Raw genomic sequence first — 18,094 nt, 5'->3', positions numbered from 1 at the left:
TATTGAAAGTAGAGGGCAAGATGAGCAACGAACTCGCAGGTCTGATCAAGGCCGATCTGGCAGCACTGAGCAATGACGCGCACGCCCTGGGCGCCAGCATCGCGCCCGCCGCACAGTTCGGCGCGCCGGAACAATCCGGCTTTTCCTTCGCGCAAAGCATGAAAGACGCCATCGGCAAGGTGAATGGCGACGACCGCATGGCAGCGCAGAAAATGAGCGACGTCGACAGTGGCAAGAGTGATGATATGGTCGGCGCCATGCTGGCCAGCCAGGAAGCCAGCCTGTCCTTCTCCATGTTGATGCAAGTGCGCAACAAGGTCATGGGCGCCGTCGATGAGCTTATCAAGCTGCCTCTGTAATCTTCACGCCCTGATCCACGCCCAGCCTCCCAGCGAAAGTTACCCCAAGTGATTACCCCCATGAAGTCCGCATTTGCGCGCTGGCGCCTTGGTGCCCAGCCCGCCATCCCGCCCGCCCTGCTGAAAAACCTGGTTCCCATCGTCGTGCTGGCCATCGGCATCACCGCCATGCTGACCATGTATGCCTGGCGCGACCAGGCCAACTACAAGCCGGTGTTTGGCGCGCGCGAAAAAGTGGCCGTGACGGACATGATGGCCACCCTGGACGCCGAGCACATCCCCTACCGCTTGCATCCGGACAGCGGCCAGGTGCTGGTGCCCGACGCCATGCTGGGCAAGGTGCGCATGCTGCTGGCCTCGAAGGGCGTGACGGCGCAGCTGCCGGCCGGCCTGGAACTGATGGACAAGAATGACCCGCTGGGCGTATCGCAATTCGTGCAGGACGTGCGCTTCCGCCGCGGCCTGGAAGGCGAGTTGGCGCAAAGTATCATGACGATGGATGCGATCGCTTCGGCACGCGTCCATCTGTCGATTGCCAAGTCGACCTCGTTTGTCGCCAGCGACGGCGACAAATCGTCCGCCTCCGTGGTGGTGGCACTGAAACCGGGCCGCACCCTGGCGCCGGAACAGATCGCCGCCGTCATCAACATGGTGGCCGGCAGCGTCGCCAGCCTGGCGCCTACGCGCGTGAGCCTGGTCGACCAGGGCGGCAACCTGCTGTCCTCGCACATCGACCTGACGGACGGCTTCGACGCCTCGGCCGCTGGCAATGAAGGCGCGAAACGTTTTCAAGATGAAATCCGCCGCAACGTCACAGGCCTGCTTGGCCCCGTCATCGGCGAAGACAACTTCAAGCTCAGCGTGACGGCCGCCGTGAACAACGACCGTGTCGACGAAACGCTGGAAAAATACGGCGAAGCCCCCAAAGTGACGAGCGAAGCGATGCGCGAAGAGCAGGAACGCAACCGCACCGTGGCCGGCATCCCCGGCAGTCTGTCGAACCGCCCACCGGCGGCGGCCGTGCCGGCACCGGCCGACGCCGCAGGTGCCGCACCGGCCAATGGCGCACCGAGAGCGGCCGACGACGGCACTGCGCGCAAGAACGCCACCACGCGCCAGTACGCGTATGACCGCAGCATCACGCAGATCAAGCGCAGCCGTGGCCGCCTGGAAAAACTCAGCGTTGCCGTCGTGCTCAACAGCGCCGCCGCGCCGAATCCGAAAACCGGCTGGACCCCTGCCGAACTGGGCAATATTGAAAAAATGCTCAACAGCGGCCTGGGCATCAACGCCCAGCGCGGCGACAGCCTGAGCCTGACTGCACTGGCCTTCCCTGCCAAGCCGCCCGTGGCGCAATGGTGGGAAGAGCGCGATACCGTCGTCGATTTCAGCAGTTGGCTGCTGTACGCCCTGGGCGCCGTGCTCGGCTACTTCCTGATCCTGCGTCCGCTGATGCGTTTGCTGACCACGCGCCTGGCGCCGCCGGCACTGAAACAGCTCGATCCTGCCCTTGCACTGGGCGGCAGCAGCGCCGCCAGCGCGAATGGCGCGGCCGCCGACGGCGCGCCTGCCCTAGGCGTGAATGGCAGCCCGCTGGCGCTCGAAGGTGAAGCGACCGGCACTGGCAGCATGCCGGTCGTGCCGCTGCTGGAAAACTATAATTTACCGCCACCAGGCTCGGCGGTCGACGTGATGGTCGATCACCTGAAAGTGCTGGCTGAAAAAGAACCCGAGCGTGTCGCCGAAGTCGTCAAACAATGGATGCAGAAAAATGGCCGAACTCAACAACAGTAATCCCTCCGACGGCGCCGAGTACGAAAGCGTCAGCCTGAATCCCGTGGAGCAGGCCGCCATCGTACTGCTGAGCATAGGCGAAGAACAGGCAGCCAACGTACTGCGCTGCCTGTCGCGCGAAGAATTGCTGGAAGTCACGCAAGTGATGTCGCGCATGAGCGGCATCAAGGTCGAATCCGTGAAAACGGCCATGCAGACCTTCTTCGACGACTACCGCCAGCAAAGCGGCGTGCACGGCGCCTCGCGCAGCTACCTGAAGCGCTCGCTGGACATGGCGCTGGGCAGCGATATCGCAAATAGCGTGCTGAACAACATTTATGGCGACGCCATCCGTCCGAAAATGGCACGCCTGCAGTGGGCCTCGCCGAAATGGCTGGCCGAATACATCGTCAACGAGCACGTGCAGATGCAAGCCGTGTTCCTGGCCTTTTTGCCGCCCGCGCTGGCGGGCCAGATCCTCGACGCCCTGCCCGTCGAAGGCCGCGACCTGGTCTTGCTGAACCTGGCGCGCCTGGACGAGATTGACCGCGACCTGCTGGTCGAGCTCGATGAACTGGTGGGCCGTTGCCTGGGCACGCTCGACACGCAAAGCACCAGCGTGGAAGGCATCCGCCAGGCCGCCGAAATCCTCAACCGCATGCCGGGCAACCGCGCCGCGCTGGTCGAACTGCTGCGCGCGCACGATCCGGACGTGGTGTCGGAAATCGAACTGAGCATGTACGACTTCCTGATCCTGGCCACGCAGAGCGATGTCACGCTCACGCGCATCCTGGAAGACGTGCCGATGGAACAATGGGCCATCGCCCTGAAGGGCGCGGAACCATCGATCCGCGACGCCGTGCTGAAAACCATGCCGCGCCGCCAGGCACAGAGCTTCGAAGACATGATGCGCCGTTCCGGCCCCGTGCCACTGTCCCGTATCGAACAGACGCGCCAGGAAATCATGGCCACCGTCAAGGGCCTCGCCGATGCGGGCGAGATCGAAGTGCAGCTGTTTGCCGAAGCGGTGATCGAATGAAACACTTCCGCTCGTATCGTTTCCCGCCCCTGTCGCAATTCATCGCCGCCGGCCAGCGTGCCTCCAACGAGGATACGGATGGCCAGTGGCAGGCGTCCGTCTCGGAAGGTTTCGAGCAGGGCCAGCGCGATGGCTACGAAGTGGGCCTGGTGCAAGGCCAGCAGGACGGCTACGACACCGGACGCAACGATGGCATGGCGCAGGGCCGCGAAGAAGGCCGCAATGAAACCCTGGTGGCGCTGGACCGCCTGGCGCGTCCCGTCGACGCCATCTTGCGCGACCTGAAAAAAGTACGCGCCGATTACCGCGAAGCACAGCGCAAGGAAGTGGTCGACCTGGTGGCCAAGGTGGCGCGCCAGGTGATCCGCGCCGAACTGGCGCTGCAGCCGGTGCAATTGCTGGCACTGGTCGACGAGACCCTGGCCTCGATGCCGCCCACGCGCGAAGAAATCGACGTCTTCCTCAATCCGGAAGAACTCAAACGCATCAGCGAACTCGATCCGAAGCGCGCCAAGCGCTGGAACCTGATCGCCGACGCGCGCCTCGACGCGGGCGAATGCCGCATCAAGGCGGGCGACAATGAAGTCGACGCGGGCTGTCATCAGCGCCTGTCGGCCTGCATGGAACAGGTCAGCAGCCATCTGGCGCTGGCCGCCGAACATGCAGACCAGGGCGCGCCTGCATGATCGCCGACACGCTGCGCAGCTTCGAGATCGGCGATATCCCGGTTGCGACACCCACCGGCCGCCTGGTCGGCGCCTCCGGCCTGCTGCTGGAAAGCGCCGGTTGCCGCCTGCACACGGGGCAGCGTTGTCAAATTGAAACTGTAAGCGGCGAGTGGCTCGATGCGCAAGTCGTCGGTTTCCGCGAAAAACTCTCCTACCTGATGCCCTTCAAGAAAGCCACCGGCCTGACCACGGGCGCGCGCGTACTGCCCCTGCCCGACAAGGCCAGCCTGCAGATCGGCCCCTCGTGGCTGGGCCGCATGGTGAATGGCCTGGGCGAACCGATCGACGACCTGGGCCGCCTCGGCGGCGAACACATACTGGAAGTGACGCCGCCGAAAATCAACCCCCTGAAGAAACAGCCCGTCATCGAACCGCTGGACGTGGGCGTGCGGGCGATTAACAGCATGCTGACCCTGGGCAAGGGACAGCGCGTGGGCCTGATGGCCGGTTCCGGCGTGGGCAAGAGCGTGCTGCTGGGCCTGATCACGCGCCAGACGGTGGCCGATGTGGTCGTCGTCGGCCTGATCGGCGAACGGGGCCGCGAAGTGCGCGAATTCGTGGAAAAATCGCTGGGCGCCGAAGGCTTGAAGAAAGCCGTGCTGGTGATCGCGCCGGCCGACGAATCGCCGTTGATGCGCATCATGGCCACCGAGCTGTGCCACTCGATTGCCGCGCATTACCGCGACCAGGGCAAGCACGTGCTGCTGCTGGTCGACTCGCTGACGCGCTATGCCATGGCCTTGCGCGAAGTGGCGCTGGCCCTGGGCGAGCCGCCCGCCACGCGCGGCTATCCGCCCTCCGTCTTTTCGAACCTGCCGCAACTGGTGGAGAGCGCCGGCAACGGCGCCCACCCTGACGGCAGCATGAGCGCCATCTACACGGTGCTGGCCGAAGGCGACGACCAGCAAGACCCGGTGGTCGACACGGCGCGCGCGATTCTCGACGGCCACATCGTGCTCACGCGCGAACTGGCCGAGCGGGGCCACTACCCCGCCATCGACATCGCCGCCTCGATCAGCCGCTGCATGGCGCAGGTGATCACGCCCGAGCACATGCAGGCGGCGCGCGCGCTGAAAGCGTCGATGGCGCGCCATGCGCGCGTGCGCGACCTGATCCCGCTGGGCGCCTATGTGCCCGGCGCCGATCCGATCACCGACCGCGCGGTACAACTGCACGCCCCCATCGAAGCCTTCCTGTGCCAGGGCACCAAGGAAGAAGCGCCGATGGGGCCGTGCATCACCCAACTTGAACAGATCATGGCCTAGGAGCATATGTGAGCGACGCGCATACCATCCGCAACCTGACCACCCTGGTCGGCCTGCGCAGCACGGAAGTGGAACGCCTGCAAAGTGACATGGCGGCGCAGACGGCCGTGCGCGAACGCTACCAGAAAAACCTGGAGCGCCTGACGGGCCTGTACACGGATAGCGGCCCCAGCGGCGCCCTGCCCCTGGCCCTGTCCGTCAATTGCGGCAACTTCAAGCAGGCCGTCATGCAGATGGCCGACCAGCACCGTACCGATTTGCACCTGCACGAAGCCAACATGGCCGTCTCGCAGCGCGCCCTGAATACGGCCTGGGCCAAACGCGAGGTACTCGACCAGGTGCTGACGCAAAAGCAGAAACATGTTGCAAACGAGCAACAGCGCGTTGACGCCAAGCGACAAGATGAGCTGGCGACGCAGTTCTGGTTCCGCGGGCAGGTAAAATGATGTTTTACAGAAATAATTTCAGAAAAGTGAATATTTGGTCGCCTTGTCATTGGGTATATCCTGCATGCTAATTTTAGGAGTTTGACATGGCCTTTTCCACTTCCGCTTCGAATACCTACGACCCGACGGCGTCGGCCCAGGCATTGACCGACAAATACACGGCCGATCTGCAGGCGCGCATCACTGCCCAGACCAAGGCCGCCACGGCCACTTCGGGTGGTTTGGTGAACCTGAAAATGGCCTTGACCTCCTTCAGCTCCAGCTTGCTGAGCCTGACGAGTGGCAAGTCCATGCTGGTGCAAGGTGCCACCTTCAGCAATACGGCGCTGGGTAGCGCCACGGCGTCGGAATCGGCTGCCGCCGGCACGTATTCGCTATTCGTGGAAAAGGTTGCCACAAACAACCAGGTTTCGCTGGGCGGGCTGGGCAACATGGCCATGCCGGCTGCCGACAAAGGCACGCTGAAAATCAAGCTGGCCAACAATACCGATTTCACGGTGGACTTGAGCAAGGCCAATACGGATGCCGACAGCGCCACCCTGTCAGCCAAGGATATCGCCGCCGCCATCAATGCGGAACCGAAAAACAACTCGCGCGTGACGGCGTCCGTCATCACCATCGGCGGTATCGCCCAACTGGTGCTGACGTCGAATGTCAGCGGCGAGGAAGGCGCGCTGTCGCTCGATACGAGCGCGATGGACCCGGGCGCGCTGAAAGATGCGCTCGATGTCGCGCCCAAGCAACTGGTCGCTGCCCAGGATGCCGTCATCTGGGTCGGCGGCAAGCCAGCCGATCCGCTCGACACCAGCAACCGCGTCAAGCAATCGTCAAATACCTTCAGCAATATCGATGGCGTGAAGATGACCTTCACCAAGGCACAGGCCAGCGGCGACGCGCCCATGACCCTGACCGTGGCCCTCGATTCGTCCGCCACGACGACCAATGCGCAAAGCTTTGTTACTGCCTACAACAAACTCAAGGCCGTGCTGGACGGCTTGACCGACCCGGGCGATCCCGCATCGGCCAAGGCTGCCGGCGTATTTTCCACCGACAGCGGCGTGCGCGTGCTGCGTGACCAGCTGGTGCGCACCCTGCGCGAAACGGCGACGGGCGCCCTCGCCAATTTCGGCATCACCGCTCAGCGCAACGGCACGCTGGCCCTCGATGCCACCAAGCTGGCGGCAGCGCTGAAGACGAATCCGGGCGGCCTGGACAAGGCAATCGGCAACAATTCCGCCAGCGCGCCCAGCGGCATCGCCGGCAAGCTCGATAAATTCATCGAAACCTGGACCTCGACCAATGGCCAGCTGTCACAGCGCGAGACATCGGTGGCCAAGCTGCAAAAATCGCTGGGTGAACGCCAGACCAAGTTCGAGGCTGACTACACGGCGATGTACAACCGCTACAAGGCGCAATTTACACAACTGCAAGCCTTGCAGGCACGCATGGCGCAAACGACCGATATGTTCGATGCCCTGTTCAGCAGCGACAAGACTAAATAGAGGCCGGCGCCGTCTGCATGACGGCGGCGCCGGCCTTCCAGCCGCACCAAGCTTTTACAGTGAGAAAAAATAATGAATCACGATGCATACAGTAATTACCACGCCGTCAACCTGGATGCGCAGACGTCGCGCGCCACCCCGGTCGAACTGGTCTTGCTGCTCACCGACGGCTTGCTGGAAGAACTGGCGCGCGCGCGCGGACATATCGTCGGCAAGCGCTATGAACAAAAGGCCATCAGCCTGAACAAATGTACGGAAATCATCAATGGACTGTCGAGCTCGCTCGATTTCGAGAACGGCGGCGAAGTCGTCGCCAATCTGGGCCGTCTGTACGAGTACTGCACCGGCCGCCTGTATTCGGCCGGCATCACGCTCGATCCGACCCTGATCGACGAGGTGAGCACGCTGTTGACGACGATCAAACAAGGCTGGCTCGGCGTCCAGGCCAAGAATGGATAGCAGCCCCTTGTCGCTCCAGCTGACGCGCGAAGTGCTGGCGGCCACCGCCAGCCAGAACTGGGACGCGCTGGAGTTACTCGACAGAAAGCTGGCGCAGCACCTTGCCAGCCTGGGCATATTGAGCGAACGTGAAAAAGCCGCCCTGCTCGCTTTGCGCAAGGCGCATGCGCAGGCATACCAGGCGTGTTCCGACGAAAAACATCGCCTGGGCATGCAGTTGGGCGAAATCCATTCGAAACAAGAAGGCTGGGTCGCGTATGCGATTGAAAATGCCATGTATCAAGATGAGAATCCAGCATGAAAATGAGCATCAACACAACACCGAGCAGTGCGACCACGCCACCGAGGAACGCCGATGCGGGCGTTAATGCGTCCGTGAGCAAGGGCGCGCCCGAGAGTGGCACCCCGCGCAACATGCTGTTCTCACTGCCCGCGCCAGCGCAGGGAACGGTCGCCAGCGATGCCGCCCTGGCACAAGACCTTGCCGCAGACCTGACGGAGGATGGCACCCCCGCCACCGGCACCGACTTGCCCGCCGACATCACTCAGGCTGCGACAACGCAGGACGCGGGCCTGCCCGCCATGACGCCGCCGCTGATGGCGCCCATGCTGCCCGTCTCGCCTCAAGCCGACGCTGCCGCTGCAGCAGCCAAGGCGAACGATGGCGTAGCGGCTACGCAGCAAGGCAATGCACAGCAGACCCTGGACCTGAACAGCCGCCTGCATCCCGATGCCCTTGCTTTCAATGTGCAGACCGCCAGGATGGCGCCAGCACGCGATCTGGGCGAGCCGGTCGCGGCAGCCCAGCCAACGCCAGCCTCTTCGGCCGGCAGCAAAACCGCGCTGCCAGCCGCCAGTTTCGATGCGGTGCCGGCAATGGCCACGCCTGCCGCCGCGACAAAGCAAGATGGCGAGCGCGGCCTCGTTGCGGCCACGCCCGTCAGCCCGGGCCCAGCCGCCGGCGTGAATAATGGCGTCGCTACAGCACCTGGCGCCGAGACGATCAAACTCAACGGCCCTGCCCAGCAATGGCAGGAACCGTTGCGCGAAGCGCTGGGCGAACGCCTGCAGACACAGATCGGCCGCAACAGCGAACACGCGACGATCCGCCTCGATCCGCCCATGCTGGGCCGCATTGAAATTTCCATCCGCCACACGGGCGGCGCGCTGCAAGTGAACGTCACGGCGTCGAACTCGGAAGTGTTGCGCCAGTTGCAAGGCATCGGCGAAAACATGCGCAGCGACCTGGCACAGCGCCAGTACACCGACGTGGCCGTGAATATCAGCGCCACCCCGCGCAGCCCTGCCGCCCAGGCGTTTGCCGAAGGCGATGCACGTGGCCAGCGTCAGCCCGGCCGCCAGAACGACGACGCCGAGCCGGGGCGCGCCCTGTCCGACGGCACGCCGTCCGGCACTTCTTCCAGCACCACTTACGCCATGCACGAGCGAGAAAACGCCTGATGAATATGAAAATGAAACTGATCGGTGGCTTTGTCGCCGTGGCCGTGCTGGCCGCCGGTGCGGCTGGCGGCGCCATGTGGTACCTGGCCAAGCCGGTCGCCGGCCATGCCGAGGTTGCCGACGCAAAAGCCCCGCCACCGCCCGCCACGGGCAAGAAGGCGCGCAAGTTCATCACCCTGGACAAGGTCATCGTGATGCTGCGCCGCAGCCCCGGCGACAGCGATACGCATTACCTGTCGGCCGACCTGGTGATTGCCACCACCGAGGAAAAGGAAAAGCTGACCAAGGATCACTTGCCACTGATGCGCTCGATCGCCGTGAGTACCTTGTCGAGCTTTCCGATGGACAAGGCACAGACGATGACGGTGGAGCAATTTGCCGAACAGATCAACAAGGCCTTCAATGTCAGCTATGAACGCGAGCAGATGGAAAAACCCTACACCGAAGTCATGGTCGGCAAGTTGATCATTGAATAAGCCAACACGCCAGCCGACCTAGTGGGAGACCCCGTGGCCTATGCAGAGCAATACCAGGAAGCGTATGGCGCCGGCGAATACGCCGCCGCCAGCGCTTGCGCGGCCGTGCTCAGCGTTACTGAAGAGCAACAACATCTGGTGGCGTACGCCCCTTTGGTGAAACGCATCGTGCGCCAGCTCAACTCGCAGGTGTCGGGCGCCATCGACCGCGACGACATGGAACAGATCGGCCTGATGGGTTTGCTGGAGGCGCTGCGCCGCTACGGCGTGCCGGACCAGTCTTTCGGCAGCTATGCCAGCCTGCGCATCCGTGGCGCCATCCTCGATGAGCTGCGGCGCCAGGACTGGCGCCCGCGCGCCGTGCGCCAGGAAAGCCATCGCTTGCGCGACAGCGTGCGCGCCCTGACCCGGCGCCTGGGGCGCGAGCCGCTGGAAGCGGAAATCATGGCCGCCCTGAAGCTGACGCCGGAAGCCTTCCAGGAATACCAGCTGGCGGAAAACGCCGAGCTGATCGTCAGCTTCGACGAAGTGCTGCAGGAAAGCCTGGGGCAGGCCGACAGCGCACCGAGCCCGGAAGAGCAATTGATGGTGCGGCGCAGCCTGGAACAGGCGCTGCGTGCACTCGACGAACGCGAGCAGCGCGTGATCCAGATGTATTACGAATTCGAACTGAGCTATAAAGAAATTGCCGCCGTGCTGGACCTGAGCGACGCCCGCGTCTGCCAGCTGAACAAGACGGCACTGGGCAAGATGAAAGCCATGCTGCAAGACACATAAAAGTGAAGCAGTAGTTTCAGCAAGACCCATCAAATTGATGTAGCACAATGACGCAGAAAGGCAGTTGACATGGTAATTATCGGTATCTTAATCGTGATGGGGTGTGTATTCGGAGGCTTCGCCCTGATGGGCGGCACCGTCCACGCGATCTGGCAACCGGTCGAGTTGATCATCATCATCGGCGCCGCCGTCGGCGCCCTGGTGCTGGGCAACCCGAAGCATGTCCTCGGGGAAATGCTGCACCAGATGCGCAAGATCGTCACGCACAAAAAGCAAGGTTCGGAATTCCAGCGCCAGTTGCTGCTGCTGATGTATGAACTGCTGCAAACGGCCGCCGGCGGCCTGAAGGCGCTCGACGCGCACGTCGAGGCGCCGCGTGAAAGCGCCCTGTTCCAGCGCTATCCGCTGGTGCTGGAAGAGCCGAAGCTGCTGGCCTTCATCGTCGACAACTTCCGTTTGATGGCGATGGGCAAGATCAACGCGCATGAGCTCGAAGGCGTGCTGGAACAGGAACTCGAAGCCATCCACGACGAGCTGCTGCAACCGTCGAAGTCCCTGCACAAGATCGCCGAAGCCATGCCCGGTTTCGGTATCCTGGCGGCCGTTCTGGGTATCGTGATGGCCATGAATTCCGTGGCCGACGGCGCCGATGCAGCGGAAATTTCGGAAAAAGTGGGCGCCGCCATGGTCGGCACCTTCATCGGCATCTTCTTTTGCTACGGCGTGCTCGATCCGATGTGCAACATGATGAAACAGCTGGTGGGCGAGGAAGGCTCGACCATGGAATGCGTGAAGGTCGTGCTGGTCACGCACGTGGCGGGCAAGCCGCCCCTGCTGGCCATCGATGCTGGCCGCCGCCTGGTACAACTGAACATCAAGCCGAGCTTCGCCCAGCTGGAAAGCTGGATCAATGCGCTCGAAGGTGGCGGCGCCGAACAAGAGCAGGGCCAAGGCCGGGGAGGCCGCCGTGCTAAAGCCGCATGAGAAACATGAACAGGCCATCATCAAGCGTGCCGGTCGCAAGCATGACGACGATGCCCATGGCGGCGCCTGGAAAGTAGCGTTCGCCGACTTTTGCCTGGCCCTGCTGTCGCTCTTCCTCGTGCTGTGGCTGATGGCCGCACGCGAGCAGCAGGCGATGAAGGAAATCATGATGGACGCATCGGCCAGCAGCCGCCAGGGTGAAGGCCAGGGCGTCATGCCGGAACAGAGTGGCGGTCCGCGCGGCAGCCTGATCGAGCGCTTCCCCATGCCCCGCAAAGGCTCGGGCGACACGCGCACGGAAGGCAAGCAGACGCAGGACGGCAAGGCCGGCGCGGCGCCGCAAAACCAGACCAAGGTCAGCTACCAGTCGCCGGAAGACCTGCTGTCGCTGTCGCGCGCGCTCGACAAGCTCAGCGACGAAGCGGGATTGAAGAGCAATCTGCAATCGGTGATTACGCCGTATGGCTTGCGCGTCATGCTGCACGATACGGACAAACAAGGCATGTTCGTGCGTGGCAGCGCCGTGCCGACCGACCGTTTCCGCAAGCTGCTGCGCCAGATGGGACCCGTCTTCGCGCAGATGGACAACCAGATGCTGATCGTCGGCCACACCGACTCGCTGCAATACGCCAATAACGGCTATGAAGGCTATTCGAACTGGACCCTGTCGGCCAACCGCGCCATGTCGGCGCGCGCGCAATTGTTGATCGGCAGCATGAGTCCGGACAGCGTGCTGCAAGTGGTGGGCATGGCCGACCGCGCGCCGCTGGACGTGAAAAATGCCAGCGCCGGCATCAACCGGCGCATCGAACTGTTAATATTGACGCGTGGCCAGGCCGACAGCATCGCCGCCATGTTCGGCATGGCCGGGCAAAAGGCGCAAGGCGAAGAGCTGCAAGTGGGTGAACCGGACTCGGGAACCTTGCAGCGCCTGCGCGACAAACTGGGCCTGCCCGCAAAGAAGGAGCGCGATGAGCATGCAAATTAAGGGCAAGGGACAACGTATGAAAATCTCCTCCGGCAATACCGGCGCTGCCGTACGCAGCAGCGCCATCGCACCGGCCGAGGCGATCGCCGAGAACGCGGGCGCCGCCGGCGCCATGGGTGGCTCGTCGGCCGGGGCGGAACTGCAATCGGCGGTGCTGCAACCGGCCATGGCCGCCCTGCGCGCCATGCCCGAGATCGACCATGAGCGCGTGGCCATGCTGCGCGATGCGCTGGCCAAGGGCGAATTGCCATTCGATCCAGCAAAACTGGCAGGCCTGATCCAGCGTTTCCACGGCGGTGAATCGTGACCGCAGCGCGCAAGGGGATCACGCGCCAGGAAGCCGTGCGCCGCGTGCTGCAAGGCATGACGGACGACAGCGTCGGCTACGCCGCCTTGAAAACTTTGCTGGAAGAGCAATTCCAGGCCATCTTGCAGCACCAGAGCACCCGGCTGACGGCACTGGCCGACCAGGTCATCGCCGCCGTCGAGCCCCTCGATGCACGCCGCCGCCAGCGCGTCAGCCTGGTCACTGCCCTGCTGGGCCCGCAAGGCGATATGCCGCAATTGTTTGCGTTGTTGCAAGAAGACGCGCGCGCCACCGCCGAACGCGACTGGGTCGCGCTGGAGCAGATGGTGCTGGAATGCAAGCGCCTGAATGCCCGCAACAGCGATTTATTAACAGAGCAGTACAGCATCATGCAGCGCGTGCTGCATGGCGAGGAAGATACGTATGCGCCAGGCTGATTTCGCCACACCCCGCGCCATGGCGGCGACGCCATCGACGGCGGCCACATCGGCCGTGCAGAGCAATATGCGCGCCACCGACGCCACCGGCGCCGGCGGCAACTTCAGCAGCGTGTTCCGACAGGTGCAGGGCGAAGTGGCCCGTTTCATCGAACAGGGCGGCGGCAACGCCACCAGCCTGAGCCCGCAAGGACGCGCCTACCTGGAGCAGAGCCAGCCCGTGAATGTGCTGGGCAGCATCAACCAGGGCGGCGAGATCGGTGAAGTGCAGCAGCAATTTCTTGCCTCGATCAAGCCGTGGACGGAAGAAACGGGCGCGCGCCTGGGCGTGGCGCCGGAAATTGTCGCCGCCCACGCCGCGCTGGAATCGGGCTGGGGCCAGCGTCCGTTGCGCCAGGGCACGGGTACGGACACGAATAACTTGTTCGGCATCAAGGCCGGCGGCAAATGGCAAGGCGACGTGGCCAGCAATGTCACCACCGAGTACGAGGCCGGCAGCGGCGCGGCGCTGAAGAAAACCGAGCGTTTCCGCAGCTATCCGGACCAGGCCAGCGCCTTCCGCGACTATGCGCAAGTGTTGCTCGACAATCCACGCTACCGCGCCGCCCTGAACACGGGCGCCGACGCGGGCGCCTTTGCACAAGGCCTGGCGCGCGGCGGCTATGCCACCGACCCCAACTACGCTACCAAGCTGACGCAGCTGGCGACACGCTTGCAGCGCACGGCCGCCGCAGACTGACCTTCCTTAACGGCCGGCAATATCGGCTGGTTCCACCACGCCCGCATCGACCACCCTGGCACGTATCACCGTGCCGCTGGTGGCGTTGCGCACGCGGATCACCGCCCCCAGCGCGCCCGGGTCCAGCGCTTCGCCGGCCATGCTCACTTCCACCTGCTCCTTGCGCGCCACGATATTCACCGCACTGCCCCGCTTGATCAGCATGGGTGCGGCCAGCTGCCCCTGGCGCAGCACTTCACCGGCACGCAAGCTGCGCCGGCTCGACAGGCCGACGGCGCCGGGCAAGGAGGAAATACTATCCGGCACCATCGTCACATCGCGCCGTGCCAGCGTCACGTCGGCCGCCTGCAACGGCGTATTGGCCGTGACGGGTGCGCTGGTGACGGCCACCTGGGCAGTGATGCTACCGCGCGCCAACATTTCATAACGCCAACCGTTGCTTCCAGGACACACTGCCACAAAGCGCATGCGCTGCGCCGAACGGCTGTCCGCCGTCTCCAGCGTGACAGGCGCCGCGCAAGCGGGCACGGGGCGCGTGCTTTTCACCACGGCCACCTGGAACTGCGGTTCCAGCAATCCTGCCGTGGCTGCCTGCTGCGCCAATTGCTCTCGCGCCAGCTGTTCCACACGCGAAAATATATTGTCGGCTGGCAATTCTGCGCGACCTGCACTACTATATAGGCTGGTCAGTAAAAATAGGCCAGGAAGCAGTATATGAGGACGTGGCACCTTGTTTCGGATCATCGTAATGTTGTTGAAATGAATCATTGCTAACCTTAATCAAAGACACTGAAGCGGCATGACCTTACCATGCGTCAACATGACCAGGCTGGGATTTTACCTCTGCACCACCTATTTTCTAGCCCGAACCGCAAAAAGCACGATCGAATTCAATACAAAGGATGACCATGGGGATTAATTTCAAGGATGCGCTGGGCGTGCATGCCGATGCACTCGCGCTACGCGCCGACCGTACCCGCGTGCTGGCGGCCAATATCGCCAATGAAAATACGCCCGGCTTCCAGGCCATGGACATGGATTTCGGCAGCGCCCTGCAGCAGTTGCAGGATAACGAAGCGGGCCTGCTGTCGACCGATGACGATGCCAGCGCCCTGTACCGCGTGCCTTACCACCCCAGCCGCGACGGCAATACCGTCGAAATCGGCGTCGAGCAGGCGGCGTTCTCGCAGAATGCCACCGACTTCCAGACCAGCCTGACTTTCGTCAACATGAAACTGAAGGGTCTGTCCAAGGCCATTTCCGGACAATAAGGATCAGCATGAGCTTCCAGGATATTTCCAAGATCGCCGGTTCGGCGATGGCGGCGCAGACCGTGCGCCTCAATACCATCGCCAGCAATCTGGCCAATGCCGATTCCGTTGCCGGTTCCGAAGGCGAAACCTACCGCGCACGCAAGCCCGTGTTTGCGGCCGTGATGGATGGTTCCGGTGCCAGCGGCGCAGGCGGACGCGTTCAAGTGCTCGACGTGGTGGAAAGCGATGAGCCGCTGCGCAAGGTGTATGAACCGGGCCACCCGATGGCCAATGCCGATGGCATGGTGTTCTACCCCAACGTCAATCAGGTTGCCGAGATGACCGACATGATGTCGGCTTCGCGCGCGTTTGAAACCAATGTCGAAGTTCTGGGCCGCATCAAGTCGATGCAGCAATCGCTCCTCAAATTAGGTGAAGCATAATCCATGGAAACCAATCTCTTTACAAACAACACCAGCAGCAACAATAGCGGCAGCAATGCCGTCAAGTCGCAAGGCAGTGCCACCCAGGATATGTTCACCAAATTGCTGGTCGCGCAGATCAAGAACCAGGATCCCCTCGCGCCCACCGATCCGAGCCAGTTCGTCAATCAATTGACGCAGCAGGCGCAAACGGAAGCGATGCAGAACCTGTCGGCGCTGACCAGCGCCAATGCCAGCGTGCTGCAATCGATGCAAGTGCTGGCCTTGGGTGCGCAAGTGGGCTCCGAAGTGATGGTCAACAGCGAAACGGTGCAGCTCGACAAAAGCAAGGTCAGCGGCAGCATTGCGCTGGCCGCCGGCACCACCAAGACCACCGTGACCCTGAAAGGCCTTGACGACAAGGAATACAAGATCGAACTGGGCGCCAAGTCGGCCGGTACCGTTCCCTTCACCATCGACCCCGTTGCGCTGGGCTTGCCTGCTGGCACGTATAGCATGGCAGTCACCACCAACGGCACCGAAAAGCCATCGGTCGACATCGCAGGCAAGCTCAACAGCGTGCGCCTGTCGTCCGGCGGCAGCATGATTCTGAGCGTGTCGAACCTGGGCGAAGTCAACCCTGGCGCGATCACCGGCTTCAACGGTAAGACGGTCTGATCCGCTCGCCCCTTCGTTTCCTGAACACTAATCTCGTCCTTCACTAAAGGAAGTCAACATGAGTTTCGACATCGCCCTGTCCGGTATCCAGTCCATCAACCAACAGTTGAACAGCACCAGTAACAATATCGCCAACGCCGGCACCTACGGTTTCAAGAGCAGCCGCGCCAACTTTTCGGCCATGTACGCCGGTTCGCGCGCCACGGGTACGGAAATCGGTTCGCTGACGCAAAGCATGTCGCTCAACGGCGGCGTGCTGAACACCGGCCGCGCGCTCGACGCCGCCATTGACGGCCGCGGCTACTTCGTCTCGCGCGACGCGCAAAACACCATGAGCTACAGCCGCGTCGGCATCTTTTCGGCCAGCAATGAAGGCAAGCTGATCGATGCGAACGGCCGCCTGGTACAGGGCTATGCGTCCGTCAAGGGCAGCACCGCGCTGGGCACCATGGGCGACATGCTGATTCCAACCGGCCAGATTCCCGCCGTGGCGTCGACCAAGCTGGCGTATGCCGCCAACATGTCGTCCGAATGGCCCATCAAGGCCGTGACCTTCGACAAGACCAACGAACTGAGCTACAACAGCGGCAAGTCCTCGATCCTCTACGATTCCCTGGGCGCCAAGCACTCGCTGGGCCAGTACTTCGTCAAGACGGCGGCGGGCGTGGACGTGCATTACACCTTCGATAACGTCGATGTGACGCCGGTGACGAACATGACCTTCGACACGAACGGCAAGCTGGTGACGGGCACGTCTGCCACGCCGGTCCTGCCGACGCCGCCTGGCGCAGCACCGATGTCGGTCGCCATCGACTACACGGGCACCACCCAGTTCGCCGGCGAATCGACGACCTCGACCGACCGCGCCGACGGCTATGCCTCGGGCACCTACACGGGCGTGGAACTGGCCACTGACGGCTCCGTCGTGGCGAAATACACGAACGGCCAGAAGCAAAGCATCGGCGTGATCGCCCTGGCCACCTTCCCCGACGAAGGCGCCTTGACGGCCGTCAACGATACCAGCTGGGTCGCCTCGACCACGTCCGGCACCGCCATGTATGACCGTCCGGGCGTCGGCATGGCCGGCAAACTGGTGACGAGCTCGCTGGAACAGTCGAACGTCGACATCACCTCCGAACTGGTGGGTCTGATGACGTCGCAGCGCAATTACCAGGCGAACTCGAAGGTTATCTCGACCGAGAACGCCATGCTGCAATCGCTGATGCAAGCGCTGTAATCCACGAGACGCAAAGGTAAAGAGCAATGGATGCGCTGATTTATACCGCCATGAGCGGGGCCGACCGTGCCCTGCGGGCACAGCAGGTACACGCCAACAACCTGGCCAACATCGAAACGGGCGGCTTCCGCGCCAACCTGGAAGTGTCCACTGCCCAGCCGTTGCAAAACGGCTATGGCTACGACGACCGCCACATGACGCAGACGCAGTCGAGCGCCATCGGCACGCGCACGGGCGCCATCAAGGAAACGGGACGCGAGCTCGACGTTGCCGTCACGGGACCCGGCTTTCTCGCGGTGCAATGGCAAAACGGCGAAGCCTACACGCGCGCCGGCGCCATGGACCTCGATGAAACGGGCGCGCTGACCATCAACGGCCGGCCCGTGCTGGGCGAAGGCGGCCCCATCACGATTCCCGAGCACACCAGCCTGTCGATCGGCGCCGATGGCACGATTTCCATCCAGGTGCCAGGCACCGCGCAGATGCAGACCGTCGACAAGCTCAAGCTGGTCAACGCCGAAGGCGGCGAGCTGACCAAGAACGAGGCGGGCCTGATCGTGGCGCGCAGCGGCGAAGACTTGCAGGCTGATCCCACGGTGCGCCTGCGCGACCGCCACCTGGAAGGCAGCAACGTCTCGGCGGTCGAGGAAATGGTCGCCACCATGAGCCTGAACCGCAGTTTCGAGATGCAAATGAAAGTATTCAAGGCCAGCGATTCCATGACGGAATCGGGCAACCGCCTGCTGGGCGCCTAAGCCCAACGC

23 protein-coding genes are annotated in these 18,094 nt (G+C 63.0%); 22 read left to right on the top strand and 1 reads right to left on the bottom strand.

The genetic code is table 11. The features are described 5' to 3' along the window. The first annotated feature begins 20 nt into the window (after positions 1–20). The 17 genes from fliE (at position 21) to CNX70_RS13070 (ending at position 13,740) form a co-directional block, all read left to right on the top strand. Positions 21–359: a flagellar hook-basal body complex protein FliE gene (gene fliE, locus CNX70_RS13150; RefSeq protein WP_096235044.1), complete on the top strand. Its 339-nt coding sequence runs from the start codon at positions 21–23 to the stop codon at positions 357–359. Between the two features lie 60 nt (positions 360–419). Further along, positions 420–2,153, top strand: coding sequence for a flagellar basal-body MS-ring/collar protein FliF (gene fliF / locus CNX70_RS13145; RefSeq protein WP_096235043.1), 1,734 nt, complete (start codon positions 420–422; stop codon positions 2,151–2,153). Then, complete coding sequence (locus tag CNX70_RS13140; RefSeq protein ID WP_096235042.1) at positions 2,131–3,171, top strand: flagellar motor switch protein FliG; 1,041 nt, start codon at positions 2,131–2,133, stop codon at positions 3,169–3,171. The genes fliF and CNX70_RS13140 overlap by 23 nt, the downstream gene beginning before the upstream one ends. Next, positions 3,168–3,857, top strand: coding sequence for a flagellar assembly protein FliH (fliH, locus tag CNX70_RS13135; RefSeq protein WP_034787861.1), 690 nt, complete (start codon positions 3,168–3,170; stop codon positions 3,855–3,857). Before CNX70_RS13140 ends, fliH begins: the two co-directional genes overlap by 4 nt. Then, positions 3,854–5,164, top strand: coding sequence for a flagellar protein export ATPase FliI (gene fliI / locus CNX70_RS13130; RefSeq protein ID WP_096235041.1), 1,311 nt, complete (start codon positions 3,854–3,856; stop codon positions 5,162–5,164). Before fliH ends, fliI begins: the two co-directional genes overlap by 4 nt. A gap of 8 nt (positions 5,165–5,172) precedes the next feature. Further along, positions 5,173–5,610 (top strand): flagellar export protein FliJ, encoded by a 438-nt coding sequence (gene fliJ, locus CNX70_RS13125; RefSeq protein WP_096235040.1) that lies wholly within the window; start codon positions 5,173–5,175, stop codon positions 5,608–5,610. A gap of 86 nt (positions 5,611–5,696) precedes the next feature. Further along, positions 5,697–7,112 (top strand): flagellar filament capping protein FliD, encoded by a 1,416-nt coding sequence (fliD, locus tag CNX70_RS13120; protein ID WP_096235039.1) that lies wholly within the window; start codon positions 5,697–5,699, stop codon positions 7,110–7,112. A 72-nt stretch (positions 7,113–7,184) separates the two neighbouring features. Then, complete coding sequence (fliS, locus tag CNX70_RS13115) at positions 7,185–7,571, top strand: flagellar export chaperone FliS (RefSeq protein WP_425269241.1); 387 nt, start codon at positions 7,185–7,187, stop codon at positions 7,569–7,571. After that, a complete protein-coding gene (locus CNX70_RS13110) occupies positions 7,564–7,872 on the top strand; it encodes a hypothetical protein (RefSeq protein WP_096235037.1) in 309 nt (102 codons plus the stop codon). The genes fliS and CNX70_RS13110 overlap by 8 nt, the downstream gene beginning before the upstream one ends. Then, on the top strand, positions 7,869–9,032 hold the full coding sequence (locus CNX70_RS13105; protein WP_096235036.1) for a flagellar hook-length control protein FliK: 1,164 nt from the start codon (positions 7,869–7,871) through the stop codon (positions 9,030–9,032). Before CNX70_RS13110 ends, CNX70_RS13105 begins: the two co-directional genes overlap by 4 nt. Beyond that, complete coding sequence (locus CNX70_RS13100; protein WP_096235035.1) at positions 9,032–9,508, top strand: flagellar basal body-associated FliL family protein; 477 nt, start codon at positions 9,032–9,034, stop codon at positions 9,506–9,508. Before CNX70_RS13105 ends, CNX70_RS13100 begins: the two co-directional genes overlap by 1 nt. Before the next feature lie 33 nt (positions 9,509–9,541). Beyond that, positions 9,542–10,285 carry a FliA/WhiG family RNA polymerase sigma factor gene (locus CNX70_RS13095; RefSeq protein ID WP_096235034.1) on the top strand — a complete coding sequence of 248 codons (744 nt, stop codon included), beginning with the start codon at positions 9,542–9,544 and terminating at the stop codon, positions 10,283–10,285. Positions 10,286–10,354: 69 nt separating this feature from the next. Then, positions 10,355–11,269: a flagellar motor stator protein MotA gene (motA, locus tag CNX70_RS13090; protein ID WP_096235033.1), complete on the top strand. Its 915-nt coding sequence runs from the start codon at positions 10,355–10,357 to the stop codon at positions 11,267–11,269. Next, on the top strand, positions 11,253–12,257 hold the full coding sequence (locus CNX70_RS13085; RefSeq protein WP_242428449.1) for a flagellar motor protein MotB: 1,005 nt from the start codon (positions 11,253–11,255) through the stop codon (positions 12,255–12,257). The genes motA and CNX70_RS13085 overlap by 17 nt, the downstream gene beginning before the upstream one ends. Positions 12,258–12,273: 16 nt before the next feature. After that, on the top strand, positions 12,274–12,564 hold the full coding sequence (gene flgM, locus CNX70_RS13080; protein WP_071077837.1) for a flagellar biosynthesis anti-sigma factor FlgM: 291 nt from the start codon (positions 12,274–12,276) through the stop codon (positions 12,562–12,564). After that, positions 12,561–13,001: a flagellar export chaperone FlgN gene (flgN, locus tag CNX70_RS13075; RefSeq protein WP_096235032.1), complete on the top strand. Its 441-nt coding sequence runs from the start codon at positions 12,561–12,563 to the stop codon at positions 12,999–13,001. Before flgM ends, flgN begins: the two co-directional genes overlap by 4 nt. Beyond that, complete coding sequence (locus tag CNX70_RS13070; protein ID WP_096235031.1) at positions 12,988–13,740, top strand: glycoside hydrolase family 73 protein; 753 nt, start codon at positions 12,988–12,990, stop codon at positions 13,738–13,740. The genes flgN and CNX70_RS13070 overlap by 14 nt, the downstream gene beginning before the upstream one ends. Positions 13,741–13,746: 6 nt before the next feature. On the opposite strand, the gene flgA is transcribed toward CNX70_RS13070, so the two are convergent. Next, a complete protein-coding gene (gene flgA / locus CNX70_RS13065; RefSeq protein ID WP_244199139.1) occupies positions 13,747–14,343 on the bottom strand; it encodes a flagellar basal body P-ring formation chaperone FlgA in 597 nt (198 codons plus the stop codon). 305 nt (positions 14,344–14,648) lie between these two features. Between flgA and flgB the strand changes: the two genes are divergently transcribed. From flgB to CNX70_RS13040, 5 genes are read left to right on the top strand one after another with little or no spacing between them, the layout of a single operon-like run. Further along, positions 14,649–15,011 carry a flagellar basal body rod protein FlgB gene (flgB, locus tag CNX70_RS13060; protein WP_034758109.1) on the top strand — a complete coding sequence of 121 codons (363 nt, stop codon included), beginning with the start codon at positions 14,649–14,651 and terminating at the stop codon, positions 15,009–15,011. Positions 15,012–15,019: 8 nt separating this feature from the next. Then, the gene (flgC, locus tag CNX70_RS13055) at positions 15,020–15,436 is read left to right on the top strand and encodes a flagellar basal body rod protein FlgC (protein ID WP_071077840.1); all 417 of its coding nucleotides are present in this window, start codon (positions 15,020–15,022) and stop codon (positions 15,434–15,436) included. Between the two features lie 3 nt (positions 15,437–15,439). Further along, a complete protein-coding gene (locus tag CNX70_RS13050; RefSeq protein ID WP_096235029.1) occupies positions 15,440–16,093 on the top strand; it encodes a flagellar hook capping FlgD N-terminal domain-containing protein in 654 nt (217 codons plus the stop codon). Positions 16,094–16,151: 58 nt separating this feature from the next. Continuing rightward, complete coding sequence (locus CNX70_RS13045) at positions 16,152–17,330, top strand: flagellar hook protein FlgE (RefSeq protein ID WP_096235028.1); 1,179 nt, start codon at positions 16,152–16,154, stop codon at positions 17,328–17,330. Positions 17,331–17,356: 26 nt separating this feature from the next. After that, positions 17,357–18,085, top strand: a complete 729-nt coding sequence (locus tag CNX70_RS13040) for a flagellar basal body rod protein FlgF (protein ID WP_096235027.1) — start codon at positions 17,357–17,359, stop codon at positions 18,083–18,085. The last annotated feature ends 9 nt before the right edge of the window (positions 18,086–18,094 follow it).

It is taken from the genome of Janthinobacterium svalbardense, assembly GCF_002327145.1.
Lineage (GTDB): Bacteria > Pseudomonadota > Gammaproteobacteria > Burkholderiales > Burkholderiaceae_D > Janthinobacterium > Janthinobacterium tructae.
This window is presented reverse-complemented; position numbering and strand designations above follow the sequence as displayed.